Origin of the sequence: Coleofasciculaceae cyanobacterium (genome assembly GCA_036703275.1) — a bacterium.
Taxonomy (GTDB): domain Bacteria; phylum Cyanobacteriota; class Cyanobacteriia; order Cyanobacteriales; family Xenococcaceae; genus Waterburya.
This window is the reverse complement of record DATNPK010000060.1, coordinates 36,915-52,891: the sequence shown is the minus strand read 5'-3', so window position 1 is coordinate 52,891 and position 15,977 is coordinate 36,915. Positions and strand designations below refer to the sequence as shown.

Below are 15,977 nucleotides of genomic sequence, written 5' to 3'. Positions count from 1 at the left end.
AAATTAATTCCAATGGTTAATTTTTTTCTCATCAATACACCTCTCGGAGTAGAGATTAGGGACTAAGAACAACGCGAAATGAATTTAGGGAACGGGATAACCCCATATTTCTATCAAGACTATATCTTGATAAACCAGATGTGAAGCGTATGAAATATGGGAGTAGGATGCTGTAAAAAGCTAATGCTTAATCTGAATTAACAGATAATGCCCGACAGGGATGGATGTAATGTCCGAGATATGCTGACGTACAGCCCTGAGTCTTATTAGGGAAATAAGTAGTTCTTTATATGCTTAAAACGCAGATGCGTACAGAATGAATTAAAACTGACCACTCCAAGGCGGTCTAGCGTGAGATAAAAAGGAACAAAAATACAAAGTACCGAAAAGCCAGGAGGAGCCGTGTGCGGTGAAAGTCGCAAGCACGGTTTTGAATGGGAGTGTCGAGGAGCGATCCTCGGCTCGACCCCTGACCTGAAGAACACCGATTTACTGCCACAACTGCGACTTCTACAAGAGCAAGCAAATTTGGCTGAACATGCCTCTAATACGGTTTCTGAGCGCGAAATTAGTCTCCTAACCAAAAAAGGCGATCGATGCTGGTTAAATTGTTCGATTCAAACAACTGAATTCAATCAACAGCCAGCTACTTTAGTAACAGCAACTGATATTACCCGGTACAAGCAAACTCAGGAGCGAGATCGACAAGTTCTTGAACGAGAAAAAAAGCAGGCATACAGTAACATGGAGTTTGCTTCGATGGTTTCCCACGAATTGCGTACCCCACTAAATATAATTTCTTTTTCTAGCAACCTGCTGCAACGGCATTGCGCTCGCTGGGATAAAAATAAAAAGCAAGAATATCTCAATCGAATTCAAAGAGGAATCAAAACGATCGCTCTTTTGATTGACGAAGTTTCGATTACGAGCTACAAGCTATTTGCCGAAAAGCACTCCCCAAAAAGAACTAATCCATGAGATTCGTTCTCTGCAAAGAGGCTATCCTCAAATTAGTCTTGAATTATTTGAACGTTTGATGTTAGCAAAGTCAAAAGCAGAGACAGCCATCGTCAAATATACAGAGACAGCCATCGTCAAATCCACAGATAAAGATTTTACTAAGCTAAGTTTATCTCAGCCCAAAGCCCAAAACAAGCTCTTTCGAGAAGAGTCATTAGAACGTTTAGCTTCTCCTGAAAGATTGGATCAATTAATGCGGGTGGTAAACCCAAAAAGCTGGATACCTTTAGTTACTTTAGGTTCTGTAGTTGTAGCTACTGCAATTTGGAGTGTGGTAGGACGTATTCCTGTTACGGTAGATGGTCAAGGGGTGTTAATTTATCCTAGCAAAGTTGTGCCTTTGCAGACTCAAGGTTCTGGACAGCTAACATCTTTGGAAATTGAGGAAGGAGATCTAGTTCACAGAGATATTTTGGCAACGGTTGACCAAGTCGATCTGCGTAAAAAGCTCCAGTTAGCCCAAGACAAATTAGAGCAGTTGCGATCGCAAAATGACCATGCTGAATTAATCCAAAATCAACGTCAAAATCAAGACACCGAAGCAATTGAGGAGCAACGTCAAACTTTACAAGAAAGATTAGATCTTACTCAATCTTTAGCTCCAGTTTTAAAAGCCAAAGGACTCGAATCAATTCAAAGCGATCGCGTTAGTCAAGAAGAAAAGCTAAAAAATCTCCAGCAATTGCTGCCCATATTTAAAAAGAGACTGGAAATTCGCGAGAATTTATTTAAACAGGGAGCGATCTCCGATGATGTGCTGTTAGAAGCAAGACAGCAATATTTAGACAACATTGCTAGCGAAAATGAAACCAAATCTCAATTAAAACAGCTTGAAGTTCAAGAAGCGGATGCTTTAAAAGAATATCTTTCCAGCTTGAACGATATGAAAGATATTAAAGCACAGTTACAGGAACTCGATAGCCAAAAAGCTCAGTCTACCCAACAAGATTCTGAAAGCTCAACCAACCGCCAGCAAGAGATTCAAGTGGTTGAAAGAGAGATTGCTCAATTACAATAACAACTGCAAAATGAAAGTCAAATTATTAGTCAATATACGGGACGTGTTTTAGAAACAACAGTAAGTCCAGGACAAGTTATCGAAGCAGGAACTCGTATTGCCAACATAGACATTAAAAATTTATCGGGAAAACTAGTCGGCATTACCTATTTTTCTGTGGAAGATGGTAAAAAAATTCAGTCAGACATGACGATTCAGATCACGCCCCAAACTGTTAAGAGAGAACGTTTTGGTGGCATTATGGGTGATATTACTAAAGTTTCAGCTTTTCCCATCAGTAAAGAAGCTGCTGCTAAAGTAATTGGCAACTCAGAAGTTGTGGAAGGTCTTGTATCTGATAAAGAACAGGGTGTAATGCAGGTATTTGCCACTCCCTACGAAGATTCTGATACTTTTAGTGGCTATAAATGGTCTTCATCTTCTGGACCTAATTTGAAAGTTTCTTCGGGAACGACCACTACAGTTGGAGTCAAAGTAGAAGACAGAGCTCCGGTTACTTTTATCCTACCAATCTTGAGGTCTATCAGTGGTATCTACTAATTTTATTCGCAACTTCATCTTGCCACATAATCTTGAGCAATATTGGCAAAATTTTCTTCAGTATTTCAATCGGCGAGTCAGAACCCCAACCTTATTACAAATAGAAGCAGTTGAGTGTGGTGCTGCTGCTCTAGGTATTATGCTTAGTCACTATGGACGTATTGTGCCGTTAACCGAACTGCGTGCAGAATGTGGCGTATCTCGTGATGGTAGTAAAGCCTCTAATATTCTTAAAGCAGCGCGAAATTATGGCTTAGATGCAAAAGGTTTTAAAAAAGAACTAACACAACTGCAAAATATAAATCCTCCTTATATTGTATTTTGGAACTTCAATCACTTTTTAGTAGTTGAAGGCTTTTATCAAAACAAAGTTTATCTTAACGATCCTGCTTCTGGTCCTCGTAGCGTCTGTTTAAAAGAATTCGATGAGAGCTATACTGGTGTAGCTATGATAATGCAGCCTGGTGCAGAATTTCGCCGAGGTGGTCGCAAATTAAACCTAGCTTTAGGATTGTGGTCGCGACTTAAAAGCGATCGTGGAGCTTTAGCTTACTGTTTGTTAGCTGGATTTTTTCTTACCTTTGCCGAATTAGTTGTTCCTGTATTTAGTCAAATATTTGTTGATGAGATTTTAATCGAAGAAAGGTATCTTTGGCTCAATCCACTATTGGTGGCAATGACTGTCTCTGTCATACTTCAAGGTGCTTTGACACTTTTGCAGTTAAGATATCTGCGTCGCCTAAAAATTAAGCTGTCGGTAAGTATGTCGAGCCGATTTTTATGGCATATTTTACGTTTGCCCGTTGGTTTCTATGCTCAAAGATTTGCAGGAGAAATCAGCAATCGGACTAGTTTAAACAATGATGTTGCCGATGTAATCTCAGGAGAATTAGCAACTACGGCGATCGATGCAGTGATGATAGTGTTCTATGCCATAATTATGAGTCAGTATGACTTAGTACTTACGGTAATAGTCGTGAGTTTTGCTGTAGTAAATATCTTTACTCTACAGTGGATCTCGCGCCAACGCAAAGATGCTAATCAAAAATTACTCCAGGAATACGGTAAAGCTGCTGGAGCATCGATCGCAGCCCTGCAAAGTATCGAAACTTTAAAGGCATCTGGTTTGGAGTCGGATTTCTTTGGTCGGTGGTCGGGCTACTACACCAAAGCAATCAATTCCCAGCAAGAAATAGGAATTACCAATCAAACCTTAGCGGTATTACCCGTATTGCTGTCAGCTTTGGCTTCAGCTTTTCTACTACTTGTAGGTGGTCTGCGAGTTATGGATGGATATATCAGTATTGGAATGCTAATTGCCTTTCAGGGCATGATGCAAAACTTCCAAACTCCCGTCACCAATTTGGTCAATCTAGGCGGAAAACTTCAAGAATTAGAAGGAAATTTAATTCGTCTAGATGACGTTCTCGATAATCCAACCGATTCCCATGTAGAAAATAGCAGAACCATCATAGAAAACCCTGCTCAGACAGATTTACCTAAGCTACAAGGTTATATTGAGCTGCGAAATATTAGCTTTGGCTACAGCCGTCTCGAACCAGCTTTGATCGAAAACTTTAATTTATCAATTAAACCAGGACAAAGAATCGCTCTAGTCGGTGGCAGTGGTTCTGGTAAATCTACCGTTGCCAAGCTATTGAGCGGGCTTTATGAACCTTGGTCGGGAGAAATGTTGTTTGACGGTCGAGCAAAATCACAAATTCCCCACCAGATTTTGACTAATTCCCTAGCAATGGTAGAGCAAGATATTGTTTTGTTTGGTGGCACAGTCGCCGATAATTTAACCCTGTGGGATTCTACTATTCCCCAAAAAAATATTAGACAAGCTTTCGAGATGCAGTTATTGAAGACGTTGTCAACAAACTAGCTGGAGGATATAACGCTAATTTATCTGAAGGTGCTGCCAATTTAAGTGGTGGACAGAGGCAGAGATTGGAAATTGCTCGCGCTTTGGTTAATAATCCCACAATTTTGATTATGGATGAAGCCACCAGTGCCTTAGATTCTGAAACAGAAAAGATTGTCGATCGCCGTCTGCGTCGTCGTGGATGTACCTGTGTGATTGTGGCTCATCGCTTGAGTACCATTCGCGACTGCGACTTAATTCTAGTTTTAGATCGGGGCAAAATAGTTCAGCAAGGCACTCATGAGGAACTATGGCAACAAGAAGGAGTATATTCCCGACTTATTAAAAGTGAAGGTTAATTATGAATATTGTTAATCAGACAGACTTACCAGGACAAATATATCAGGTTAAAGCTAATACACCAATCTTACTTAACGATCCTCAAAGTTTTTGGGTGGTTCAATCGGGTTCTATTGCTATTTTTGCGGTTAAAGTTGACCAGGGTGTTGTCAAGGGTACTCGTCGCTATCTATATAGTTGCGATTCTCAAGAGGCAATGTTTGGTAGTGTTGCTCATAGTGGCAACAGTGGTGGCATTAGTTATCAATTACTAGCCATACCGATTGGTAAAACAGAGTTACGCAAAATAAACGGAGCAGATTTTCAGGAATTATTCTCTCATTCTAAATCTCAAGTACTTGATTGGATTGAAATCTGGCTCAAAAAGTTAGACAAGGCTCTCACTCAAGTTAGCAGTCCAAAAATTCAAGTTAAAGCCAATATATTAGGGCGATTTTCTTTGATGGATGGCCAAACTTTTCAGACTAATGCAGGCTCTTTAGTTTGGCTTAAACTACAGTCAGGTTACTTACGTTGGCGAGGATTTCCCGAAATACTCTTAACTTCTGCCACTGCAATTGTGCCGTTGAATAATAATACCTGGCTAGAAGCAGATGGGGCAGCTCAACTAGAGCTTAAATCTAGCAGTACAATTTCTAATTTAGACGACCTTATTCTAGGAGTTTCCCAGCTACACCAATATTACCTCTATTGTTTTCACCTTCAACAAAGGCAAGACAAAGCTGAAGAACTAGAGCGGTTGGACTTACCAGGACAAATATATCAGGTTAAAGCTAGCGAACCAATTTTACTTAACGATCCTCAAAGTCTTTGGGTGGTTCAATCGGGTTCTATTGCTATTTTTGCGGTTACAGTAAACCAGGGTGTTATTGAAGGTACTCGTCGCTATCTATGTAGTTGCGATCTCCAACAGGCAATGTTTGGTAGTGTTACTTATAACAGCAACAGTAGTAGCACTAGTTGTCAACTATTAGCCGTACCGATTGGCAAAACAAAGTTACGCAAAATAAGCGGAGGGAATCTTCAAGAATTATTCCCTCGTTATGAATCTCAGGTACTTGGTTGGATTGAAATTTGGCTCAAAAAGTTAGACAAGGCTCTCACTCAAGTTAATAGTCCCAAAATTCAAGTTAAAGCCAATATATCAGGACGGTTTTCTTTAACGGATGGTCAAACTTTTCAAACTGATACAGATTTGGTTTGGCTCAAACTACAGTCAGGTTACTTACGCTGGCGAGGATTTTCCGAAATACTCTTAACTTCTGCCACTGCAATTGTGCCGTTGAATAATAATACCTGGCTAGAAGCGGATGGGGCGGTTCAACTAGAGCTTAAATCTAGCGGTACAATTTCTAATTTCGACGACCTTATTTTAGGAGTTTCCCAGCTACACCAACATTATCTCTATTGTTTTCACATTCAAGAAAAGCAAGAAAAAGCCGAAGAACTAGAGCGGTTAAAGGCGCAAAAGCTGCTAAATTTGCAGGCAACTTCAGAAGCTTTTGGCGAATTGGCAGCTCCCTTAATGCCTCAACAAGATTACTTGTATTTGGAAGGCGCACCTTTATTAGTAGCAGCCGGAGCAGTAGGAAAGGCTTTGGGGGTAACAATTTGTCCTCCTGCCAAATCTGAGGATTTAGCTCGTATTAAAGAGCCATTAGAGGCGATCGCCAGAGCTTCTCGGTTACGCATGCGCCAAGTGCTGTTGGAGGATGAGTGGTGGCAACAAGATTGTGGTCCTCTGGTGGCATATACAAAATCAGACCGTCTACCAGTAGCATTATTGCCTACTGCTATTCGATCCTGTTGACAAAACTAAAATAGCTGTCGACGATCGCTTGGCAGCAGCTATTTCCTCTGGGGCCTATATGTTTTATCGTTCTTTACCAGATAAAGTACTCCAGGTTTTGGATATTAGTCGCTTTGCCCTATTTGGTCGTCAAAAAGATTTGCTGCTAATTGTGGCAATGGGCATTGCCACCACACTATTGGGTATGCTTACCCCGTTTACTACGAGTATTTTGATTGATAATGCCATTCCCGATAGCGATCGCGGTTTACTATGGCAAATTGGTTTAGGATTAATTATCGCCGCGATCGCTACAGCTCTGTTTCGTCTAACTCAAGGACTTTCTCTCCTCAGGGTAGAAACTGCTTCTGATTCTTCTACTCAAGCAGCAGTATGGGATCGCTTACTTAATTTACCCATCTCTTTTTTTCGTCAATACACTACGGGAGATTTGCAGTCTAGGGTTAACTCTGTAACCTCTATTCGCCGTCAATTGGGGGGAAATACTTTAATCAATTTGATTACTGGTTGTTTTGCCCTGCTCAACTTAGCATTGCTATTTTATTACAGCATCAAATTAGCTTTGGTAGCTCTGGCTGTAGCTTTATTAATAGTTGTTGTCACAACAATTTCTGGTTCGATCTTAGTCCGAAAGGTTCATCCCTTACTAGAAATTGAAGGTAATATTTTTGGACACGTAGTTCAACTAATTAATGGCATTGCCAAACTCCACGTAGCGGGTGCGGAAGAACGTGCTTTTGCCTCCTGGAGTAAAAGCTATCGTCAGCAAATTAAGCTAGAACTTAGCACTCAATACATAGAAGACGCGGTGGCACTGTTTAATACCGTAATGCCGACAATCACTTCAGGAATTTTGTATTGGTTCACAATTAAAATGCTTACCGACCCCGAAGCTAGTGCAGCCTCAACATTAACTGTAGGATCTTTCTTGGCTTTTAACACTGCCTTTAGTACCTTTCTTAAAGGAGCAACTGATGTTAGCAATACCGTTACCGATGCTCTCCAAGTTTTACCTCAGTGGAAACGAGCTAGACCAATTACTCAAGCGGTATCAGAAGTAGATCTGACGAAGGCAGATCCAGGAAAACTCATGGGCAGAATTACCTTAGACCGCATCTCGTTTCGCTATCAAGCAGATGGAGCATTAATTTTAAATGATGTAACTATCAAAGCAGAACCTGGAGAGTTTATTGCCTTAGTTGGTAGCTCTGGGAGCGGAAAATCGACGCTTTTGCGGTTAATTCTAGGATTCGAGTCTCCCGACGACGGAAAAGTTTATTTTGATGGACAAGATCTATCTGGGCTCAATATCAATGCCGTTCGTCGTCAGCTAGGAGTAGTACTACAAAATGGCAAGATTATGTCAGGCTCTATTTTTGACAATCTTTCTGGAGGGGCGCAAATCACCCTAGATGAAGCTTGGTCGGCAGCAAAAATGTCGGGATTCGCCGAGGATATTTCGTCGATGCCCATGGGTATGCATACCGTAATTAGCGAGGGAGGAAGCAATCTTTCTGGAGGCCAGCGACAAAGGCTAATTATTGCCAAAGCTTTAATCTTGAAGCCAAATATTTTGCTCTTTGATGAGGCTACCAGTGCCTTAGATAATCGCACTCAAGCCATAGTCAGTGAAAATTTAGACAGACTAAAGGTGACTAGAGTTGTCATTGCTCATCGGCTGAGTACTATTCAAAATGCCGATCGCATATACGTTTTGTCAGGAGGTGTTGTCCAACAGGGCAACTTTGAAGAGTTATCCAATCGTAAAGGATTGTTTGCCGATTTGATCCGCAGACAACTAGTAGAAAACTAAATTATTTATCATTACCAAGATTATGTTTTATAACCCCGCCTTGTTTGATTTTACTCGAGAATTCGAGCGCAATTGGCAAGCAATTCGCGATGAATATTATCAGCTAGATCGTCATATTGCAAATATACACCGCAATCAGCCCCACGAAGCATATCTCAAAACATTTTTGCATGACAATGCTTGGATGCCATCTTGGCAGGTTAACTCTAAAAAACCTAATCATAATTGGCTGACTTATGGTCTGTCTTATCAAGGTTTGTTGCCATCCGAAGCGCAAGAAAAGTTCCCTAGCATAGCCGCTTTACTGACTAGATTATCTGGGTTCAAAGTCTGTGCTTTTTCTCGGATGGAAAAATTTTCTTTTATTGCTCCTCACAAACATGAGGAGTTGGGAGGTAATTTGCTAACTTATCATCTAGGAATAGATGTTGTCCCAGGCAAAAATCATCTTTGGGTAGACAAAAGTTTGAAGAACAGTGTAATGGCAAGTCAATTATTTTTGATGGCTCATACGAGCATTTTGCCTTGAATATGTCTGATACTAAGCGAATTGTTCTTTACCTGGAATTTGACAAAACTAAAATTAAATTTAGATGAACTTGAGCTTGCATAATATGCGATCGCTGTTAAACTCATCGCGTCTTTTAAAAAACAACTTATTATCTAAACTCTTTTACTTCTCAAGTTAGTTTGTAATCGACAACACTGGTCATTGAGGTTGCTCAATATTATACTAACTTAACTATTTTGCCATCATCTTAACCATGCTAAAACCCATTGTGCTGTTAATTATTTCCAATGTCTTTATGTGTTTTGCTTGGTATGGTCATTTAAAAGATTTTAAAACCGCTTCTGTTTGGGTAGCTATTGCTGTTAGCTGGTCGATCGCTTTATTTGAATATTGTTTCCAAGTTCCTGCTAATCGTTTGGGCAACCAATACTTTAATTTGCCACAGTTAAAAGTTTTACAAGAAATTATTACTATGGTGGTGTTCGCTGGATTTAGCGTCAGTTATATGAAAGTCCCCGTGACTCGTAACTATTTTTTTGGCTACTATGTTATTTGCAGGGACTGCATATCTTATTTTTAGCGAGACTAAAGCCTAACCAGCAATTAGCCATTTTTACTGAATTTATGAAAATCTTAATTGTCAAAATTAAATTTAGGGAACTTAGAGCATGAGACTCTTTAAAAGATCAAGCTTCTCCCACTTGAGCTAACCTCCAAAAAGCTTATAATTTTGAGGCTAATTATAATATTATGTATTTGATGCTTTGATAACATAGGGTCAAGTTGGGAAACAACATTAATTAATCCTAGTCAAAACCATTAATAAATTTCCGTAAAAATTGAATTAAGCCAATAAATCATCATGAATAATTCTCAAAAAACAACTTCTAAGGCAATCGCCTTATTTCTTTCTCTAGGTATGATATCTTCTCTTGCAGGCTGCGAAATTGGTGGCACAGGCGAAGGAGGTGAAGATGGTGCAGAGACTGAACAACCCACTCCTACTACAAATGAAGGCGGTGAAGGCGGTGAAGGCGGTGAAGGCGGTGAAGATGATTAACTTCTGACTTACCAAATCATTGAACATTTTGGTTTTAAGCCTCTTCCTTAAGGGATAAAGAGGTTTGGGAGAGGGGAATCAAGCCTAAAGCCTACTACCAAACCTATAAATGATAACCAAGTGTATCCGTGATAGATAAATGTTAAATGCGATCGGGATATGACGTTATGGCGTGGGACTTCTCACAGCCGATAGCTTTTACTATCTTGATATTCTAATCGGGGTACGGTTTGGTTTTGTTTCGTATACTGCTGATTCAATTAGTGAGGTTCCAGTCATTTCTTCTGGTTGGGGAATCCGCAATATTTCCAAGATAGTTGGCGCAACATCCGCCAAACAACCATTTGTTCTTAAAGGTACATTTGTGCCATGTCCGATAATTTTCCGCTCCTCTCCTTCTACTAAAATAAAAGGTACGGGGTTAGTGGTATGAGCTGTCCAAGGATTGCCTTCTGCATCGCGCATATACTCAGCGTTGCCATGATCGGCGGTAATCAAAAGTGTTCCACCGACTTTATTGACTGTTTCTATGACCCTAGCCAAACAATTATCAACAGTTTCAATCGCTTCTATTGCTGCTTCCAAGTTGCCCGTATGTCCGACCATGTCAGGATTGGCATAATTAACTACAATCAAAGAATAAATGCGTTGCTTTAGGGCCTGACAAACTGTATCTGTTACTGCCTCAGCAGACATTTTTGGCGCGTGATCGTAAGTGGCTACCATCGGGCTTTGAATTAATTCTCGATCTTCTCCCTCAAAAGGTAGCTCTAAACCGCCGTTGAAAAAATAGGTAACATGAGGGTATTTTTCTGTCTCTGAGGTGCGAAATTGGCGTAAGCCTTGATTGGCAATTACTTCACCCAAAATATTAGTCAAATTTTGCGGTTTAAAAGCTACTTCTACGACGACATTGAAATCGTATTGAGTAAAGGTGACAAAATGCAGCGCATCTATTTTTTCTCTGGCAAACCCATCAAATTTATCGTTAACAAAGGCATAGGTGAGCTGTCTTGACCTGTCTGGTCGAAAATTATAGAAAATTACTGAGTCACCTGATTCTACCGCCCCAGCTGCTATTCTAGTGGGAATAATAAATTCGTCGGTGATATCTTGGGCATAGGAGCTTTCTAATACTTCAGCAGCAGAGCGGCGATTTATGTGGCGATCTTGGGTCATAATATCGTAGGCTAGCTTGATCCGATCCCAACGGCGATCGCGATCCATCGCATAATAACGACCACTAATTGTTACAATACGACCTACACCAATTTTTTCAACAGAGTCTTGAATCTTATTTAATGCCTTAATGCCTTCTGTAGTGTAAGTATCTCTGCCGTCAGTAATAGCGTGAATACAGACATCTTCAACATTGTTAGATTTTGCTAGGTTTAATAGACCAATCAGGTGCTTGAGATGAGAATGAACCCCGCCTTCGGAACAAAGACCGATGAGATGCAGCTTGCCTCCCGAAGCGTTGGCTTTGGTGCAAGCATTAATTAACACTTCATTTTCTAGCAGAGAGCCATCTTCAACTGCATCTGAAATCCTAACTAGCTCCTGGGGAACAACCCTTCCTGCACCTAAGTTAAGGTGTCCTACTTCCGAATTTCCCATCTGACCATCTGGCAATCCTACATCCTTGCCAGATGTATTAATTAATGTATTGGGATATACAGCCTGCAAGCTACTAAATACTGGCGTTTTAGCATTAGCAATAGCATTTGCGTCTGTTGACTCACGATAACCCCATCCATCTAAGATAGTTAGGACCACTGGAGATACAGGTGCTTGAACCATAATTGTTACCCTATAATAATCTCTGGCACATTGATAATAGTATTGCTAAGCGCTTTAGTTCGACTGTATTAAGATAAAACTAATGATTAATGCCAGTTTACTAATCATTAATTTACCCTACATCTTTTTGAATTGGAAGCATTAAGTTTTTTCTGCCTTTCGGAAATAATTATATCTATATTTGGTCTTCCTGTGAGTTTTAATCTCCAGTCTGCCCAAACTCCATAAAGCCAATCGGCGATCGTTCCTATAATCGGTACTTTGGTTATAGCATAGACCCAACCCATACCAAGATGTTCGTAGACTTGTCTAAAAACTTCAACGTTTTTAATTACTTTGCCATTTGGTAAGATTGCATGAATTCTGCCCATGGCAGTGGCGAAATCAATTCCCGCATTGTCCTGGGGATCGTAGTCATCACTGGCAATATCTACAAATTTAACCAGTCCTCTTCCCGCATCTTTCTTAGTTAAGAAATTGACTTCTCGTACACAAAGAGGACATTCTCCATCGTACAACAGCTTAATTTTCCAAACAGGTTTGGCTGATGAATTGTGGTGAGATTTGACTGAAACAGAAGTCATTGTTTGTTAATTTGGTTAATTTATCAGCTTCAAGCTTTGATTTTTCTTTAAGCAAATGGTTGACTAGTAATTGAAAATTTTATGTTTACCTGGCTTGTAGCCGATAAATCATTGGTCAAGTCAGGTTAAAAACTTTGATTATAAGTAATCTAGCTAAATTCTTAGTACTAGAGGAGCAAGTTTTTTAAATATTCAAGCTTTCAATTAATGCTTTACTTAACAGCTTAATATAATAAAGTTGCGTTCAAATATAAATTCACTATAGTCAGCGATTGTATCTACACCAACGTAACCGAAAAATGCCTCTAGAGCTATCCAAACGCCAACTTTAACAACTAATTTTTTCCATTTAATATCCATTGTATTCAACTCGATTTTGAACCTCAGCTTTGCCTTTGTTACTTAACTTAACAATTAATGTAACGAAAAGCAACAAAAATGCTCGACTAAGGCTGCACCAGAATTTAAACCAAATATTAAACCAAATAAAATTATGGCAGTAGCGATCGCAACTGCCGAATAGTTACTCGCTTTGAGTAAAAGCTGTTAACATCTACACCGAAGATTCTTGCTGTTGATAGAGATAACAATAGCGTCCTTTTAAGGCCATCAGTTCGTCATGAGTGCCTCGTTCTACAATTGAACCTGCGTCCATCATGACAATGGTGTCAGCATTTTTAATTGTGCCTAAACGGTGGGTAATAAAGAACACGGTACGACCTTTGAGAGCTTCCTTGAGGTTACGGGATACTTCTTGTTCGGTGGAGAAATCTAAGGCACTAGTAGCTTCATCTAAAACCATCATCGCAGGGGCTTGTAAAATAGTGCGAGCGATCGCAATTCGTTGTCTTTGTCCCCCAGATAATGATGAACCTCTTTCCCCTACTCTGGTGTTGTAACCATTGGGCAGAGTCATAATAAAGTCATGAGCGGCAGCAATTTGTGCAGCAGCAATAATTTCTTCGGTAGTGGCATCAGGGTTAGTTAAAGCGATATTGTCTAGGATCGAGCCTTCAAACAGTAGGGTATCTTGAGGCACAACACCAATCTGACGGCGTAAAGAATATAGTTCTACACGATTAATATCGTAACCATCAATCAAAATCCTGCCTCCTTCAGGCTCATAGAGTCGTGACAACAGTTTGGTCATCGTACTTTTCCCTGCACCACTTTCTCCCACAATGGCAACAAATGTACCAGGGGCGAACTCGGTGGTAACGTTTTTTAGCTGTAGAGGACCAGTAGTTTTAAAACGGAACGAGAGATTGTCGTACTTAACCCGCCCTCTGATTGCGGGCATAGGAATATTATTGCGATCTTCTTCTCCTTCTTCGGGGTAATCTACAATGTCAGCTAAACGTTCTAGTGACAAAGCCGTTTCTTGGAAGTTTTGCCAGAGAGTGGCCAAACGCATTACAGGAGAAGTTACATAGCCAGCGATAATTCTGAAGGCGATTAATTGACCTAAAGTTAGTTTGCCCTCCAAAACTAAATAAGCACCCAAACCGATAATAATTACACTAGATAGCTTGTTCAGGAAATCACTGGCAGATTTAGCTAGGGTTGAGGTAATGACAGTTTTAAATCCAGTAGAAATATAGCGGGCGTAACGTTCTTGCCATTTCCAGCGCGATCGCAATTCAATATTCTGTGCCTTAACCGTTTGGATTCCCGTTAATACCTCAACTAAATAAGACTGAGTTTCAGCATTGCGTTCGGCTTTGGTTCTTAATTGTTTGCGAATTGTGGGCGAGAAAATTAAGGTCAAACCAATAAATACAGGAATGATTGATAGAGAGACTATGGTTAAAAGGGGACTGTATGCCAGCATTACCAGGACATACAGCACTGAAAATACACAGTCAAGAACTACCGTTAATGCTGTTCCCGTGAGAAATTGACGAATCTTTTCCAGTTCGTTAACGCGAGTAGAAATTTCTCCTACTGGTCGCCGTTCAAAATAACGCAGGGGCAGCCTCAACAGGTGATCGATAATTTCCGAACCCAGATTTAAATCAATCCGATTCGTGGTATCGACAAATACATAGGTACGTAGAGTAGTCAATAAAGCTTCAAAAATATTGATCGTGACCAGAAACCCGACCAGCCACCACAAAGTATCAGGGCTATTTTGACTAATCACCTTATCGATAATTACCTGAATCATCAGGGGATTAGCCAGTTGGAACAGCTGAACAAAAAAGGAAGCCACAAGTACTTCAATCAGTACCCGCTTATATTTTTTTAGCGCTGGATAAAACCAATTTAAGCCAAATCTTTCCTCGGGAGTATCTTTAGTTTTTTTTAGTAATAAGATTTCTCCGCCTTCACCCCAACTTTCGATAAAGTCTTCTGGCTTATAACGGCGTACTCCAATCTCTGGAACGGCGATTACCAGCTCTTTTTCACTTAGTTCATAAATTATGGCTAAACTGCCTTGCCAGACTATCAAACAAGGACCTTCTAAACGAGTAATCGCCTGGGCAGGAATATTAAGCAATTGAGGACTAAGCCCCATTAATTCTGAGACTCCGCCACACAAAGGTAAAGATAAATTGGGGGTTCGCTCAAGCTGCTCTTTTAAGACACGCTTAATTACCTCTTTGCGAAAAGGCATTCCAAAGTATTTACTCAACATTTGAAAACAAGCTACTCCAGCTTCCAAAGGAGTTTTACCTTTAAAAAAAGGATAGTCTTTTCTTTCTGCCTCAATTACTTCTTCTTCTGCGTGGAAAGTATAGCCTTCTCCTAACCCTTCATCATCATCAAAGTCTCCTTCGCCCAAATCTAAACGAGGGATGATATCGACATCTTCTTGTAGAAATTCATCAAAGACATCAAATTTAGTTTTTTCTAGCTCTCCATCAAACCAATGAGCTTTAGGGATAGAAATAAGACGGGCAGGTTGATTGCCAGCCACAGTAATAGTTTGAAGATCTCTGGTTAGCTTCAGGCGATCGCCTACAGTAAATTCATTGATCGCACCACCGCTAACTAACCAAACTAGATTAGGATCTTGTAATGGTCTGGTGGCTTCGCTGTTTAGCTCGTGTTCTCCAGCACAGAGATAATATACCTTGGCAACTTCGGCGATTTTATTGGCTAGCTCTGCAAGTTCCCAATCTCCTTGCGCTTGTTGTTCTAGCTGAATACCGAGTAAATCAAAAATTTCTACCTTAGCTGGTTTGAGCTTATATTCCTCGGCTAGCTGGGGATAGCGAGCAACTAATTGCAAAAAATATTCATTATCCAAAGCCAAACAAACTACCTCAGTACTTGCCATAGCAGTCTCACAAGGCAAGCCACGAGCCAAATTCACCCAGCCAATAATTTGTCCTGGTTTGAGCTTATCTAGAGTAGTGGGCATTTTGGTGCGGGGATCATAACCTAATAGCCTTACTTCTCCCTCAGAAATAATTGCTACCTGTCCCTGCATTTTTTCCCGCATGATCATCACTTTACCAACTCCGAAGCGCAGGGGTTTAAGATGAGGGGCAATTTCAGCGATCGCTTCAGGAGGCAGTTGATTAAATTGTGGAACTAGAGAAAGAAACTGCTCGACAATTTTGGTAGTATTGGTATTGGTCATAAGTC

At 40.3% G+C, this 15,977-nt stretch carries 14 protein-coding genes; 10 read left to right on the top strand and 4 right to left on the bottom strand.

Going from position 1 to position 15,977, the window contains the following annotated elements; all coding sequences use genetic code 11:
* Positions 1-402: 402 nt before the first annotated feature.
* The 10 genes from V6C71_10650 (at position 403) to V6C71_10605 (ending at position 9,999) form a co-directional block, all read left to right on the top strand.
* Complete coding sequence (locus V6C71_10650) at positions 403-978, top strand: histidine kinase dimerization/phospho-acceptor domain-containing protein (protein ID HEY9768938.1); 576 nt, start codon at positions 403-405, stop codon at positions 976-978.
* Positions 941-2,038, top strand: a complete 1,098-nt coding sequence (locus V6C71_10645; protein ID HEY9768937.1) for a biotin/lipoyl-binding protein — start codon at positions 941-943, stop codon at positions 2,036-2,038. The genes V6C71_10650 and V6C71_10645 overlap by 38 nt, the downstream gene beginning before the upstream one ends.
* 3 nt (positions 2,039-2,041) lie before the next feature.
* Positions 2,042-2,578: an NHLP bacteriocin system secretion protein gene (locus tag V6C71_10640; protein HEY9768936.1), complete on the top strand. Its 537-nt coding sequence runs from the start codon at positions 2,042-2,044 to the stop codon at positions 2,576-2,578.
* Positions 2,565-4,466: an NHLP family bacteriocin export ABC transporter peptidase/permease/ATPase subunit gene (locus V6C71_10635; GenBank protein HEY9768935.1), complete on the top strand. Its 1,902-nt coding sequence runs from the start codon at positions 2,565-2,567 to the stop codon at positions 4,464-4,466. Before V6C71_10640 ends, V6C71_10635 begins: the two co-directional genes overlap by 14 nt.
* Positions 4,442-4,804 carry an ATP-binding cassette domain-containing protein gene (locus V6C71_10630; protein ID HEY9768934.1) on the top strand — a complete coding sequence of 121 codons (363 nt, stop codon included), beginning with the start codon at positions 4,442-4,444 and terminating at the stop codon, positions 4,802-4,804. Before V6C71_10635 ends, V6C71_10630 begins: the two co-directional genes overlap by 25 nt.
* 2 nt (positions 4,805-4,806) lie before the next feature.
* Positions 4,807-6,615, top strand: a complete 1,809-nt coding sequence (locus tag V6C71_10625) for a hypothetical protein (GenBank protein ID HEY9768933.1) — start codon at positions 4,807-4,809, stop codon at positions 6,613-6,615.
* Positions 6,616-6,643: 28 nt separating this feature from the next.
* The gene (locus V6C71_10620) at positions 6,644-8,428 is read left to right on the top strand and encodes an NHLP bacteriocin export ABC transporter permease/ATPase subunit (GenBank protein HEY9768932.1); all 1,785 of its coding nucleotides are present in this window, start codon (positions 6,644-6,646) and stop codon (positions 8,426-8,428) included.
* 22 nt (positions 8,429-8,450) lie between these two features.
* Complete coding sequence (locus V6C71_10615; protein HEY9768931.1) at positions 8,451-8,957, top strand: aspartyl/asparaginyl beta-hydroxylase domain-containing protein; 507 nt, start codon at positions 8,451-8,453, stop codon at positions 8,955-8,957.
* Between the two features lie 235 nt (positions 8,958-9,192).
* A complete protein-coding gene (locus V6C71_10610; protein HEY9768930.1) occupies positions 9,193-9,519 on the top strand; it encodes a DMT family protein in 327 nt (108 codons plus the stop codon).
* Positions 9,520-9,858: 339 nt separating this feature from the next.
* Positions 9,859-9,999 carry a hypothetical protein gene (locus tag V6C71_10605; protein HEY9768929.1) on the top strand — a complete coding sequence of 47 codons (141 nt, stop codon included), beginning with the start codon at positions 9,859-9,861 and terminating at the stop codon, positions 9,997-9,999.
* Between the two features lie 201 nt (positions 10,000-10,200).
* On the opposite strand, the gene gpmI is transcribed toward V6C71_10605, so the two are convergent.
* The 4 genes from gpmI to V6C71_10585 all read right to left on the bottom strand — a co-directional run bounded on the left by gpmI (position 10,201) and on the right by V6C71_10585 (position 15,972).
* Positions 10,201-11,799 (bottom strand): 2,3-bisphosphoglycerate-independent phosphoglycerate mutase, encoded by a 1,599-nt coding sequence (gene gpmI, locus V6C71_10600; GenBank protein HEY9768928.1) that lies wholly within the window; start codon positions 11,797-11,799, stop codon positions 10,201-10,203.
* Positions 11,800-11,906: 107 nt separating this feature from the next.
* Complete coding sequence (locus tag V6C71_10595; protein HEY9768927.1) at positions 11,907-12,383, bottom strand: DUF393 domain-containing protein; 477 nt, start codon at positions 12,381-12,383, stop codon at positions 11,907-11,909.
* Between the two features lie 216 nt (positions 12,384-12,599).
* Positions 12,600-12,743: a hypothetical protein gene (locus V6C71_10590; GenBank protein HEY9768926.1), complete on the bottom strand. Its 144-nt coding sequence runs from the start codon at positions 12,741-12,743 to the stop codon at positions 12,600-12,602.
* Between the two features lie 193 nt (positions 12,744-12,936).
* Entirely contained in the window at positions 12,937-15,972 is a 3,036-nt protein-coding gene (locus tag V6C71_10585; protein ID HEY9768925.1) for a peptidase domain-containing ABC transporter, read from the bottom strand.
* Positions 15,973-15,977: the final 5 nt, after the last annotated feature.

Bases quoted from the DNA above. Each gene is read 5' to 3' on its own strand.
- V6C71_10625 (HEY9768933.1), top strand. From the start codon at position 4,807: ATGAATATTGTTAATCAGACAGACTTACCAGGACAAATATATCAGGTT.
- V6C71_10615 (HEY9768931.1), top strand. From the start codon at position 8,451: ATGTTTTATAACCCCGCCTTGTTTGATTTTACTCGAGAATTCGAGCGC.
- V6C71_10610 (HEY9768930.1), top strand. From the start codon at position 9,193: ATGCTAAAACCCATTGTGCTGTTAATTATTTCCAATGTCTTTATGTGT.
- V6C71_10605 (HEY9768929.1), top strand. From the start codon at position 9,859: ATGATATCTTCTCTTGCAGGCTGCGAAATTGGTGGCACAGGCGAAGGA.
- gpmI (HEY9768928.1), bottom strand. From the start codon at position 11,799: ATGGTTCAAGCACCTGTATCTCCAGTGGTCCTAACTATCTTAGATGGA.
- V6C71_10595 (HEY9768927.1), bottom strand. From the start codon at position 12,383: ATGACTTCTGTTTCAGTCAAATCTCACCACAATTCATCAGCCAAACCT.
- V6C71_10590 (HEY9768926.1), bottom strand. From the start codon at position 12,743: ATGGATATTAAATGGAAAAAATTAGTTGTTAAAGTTGGCGTTTGGATA.
- V6C71_10585 (HEY9768925.1), bottom strand. From the start codon at position 15,972: ATGACCAATACCAATACTACCAAAATTGTCGAGCAGTTTCTTTCTCTA.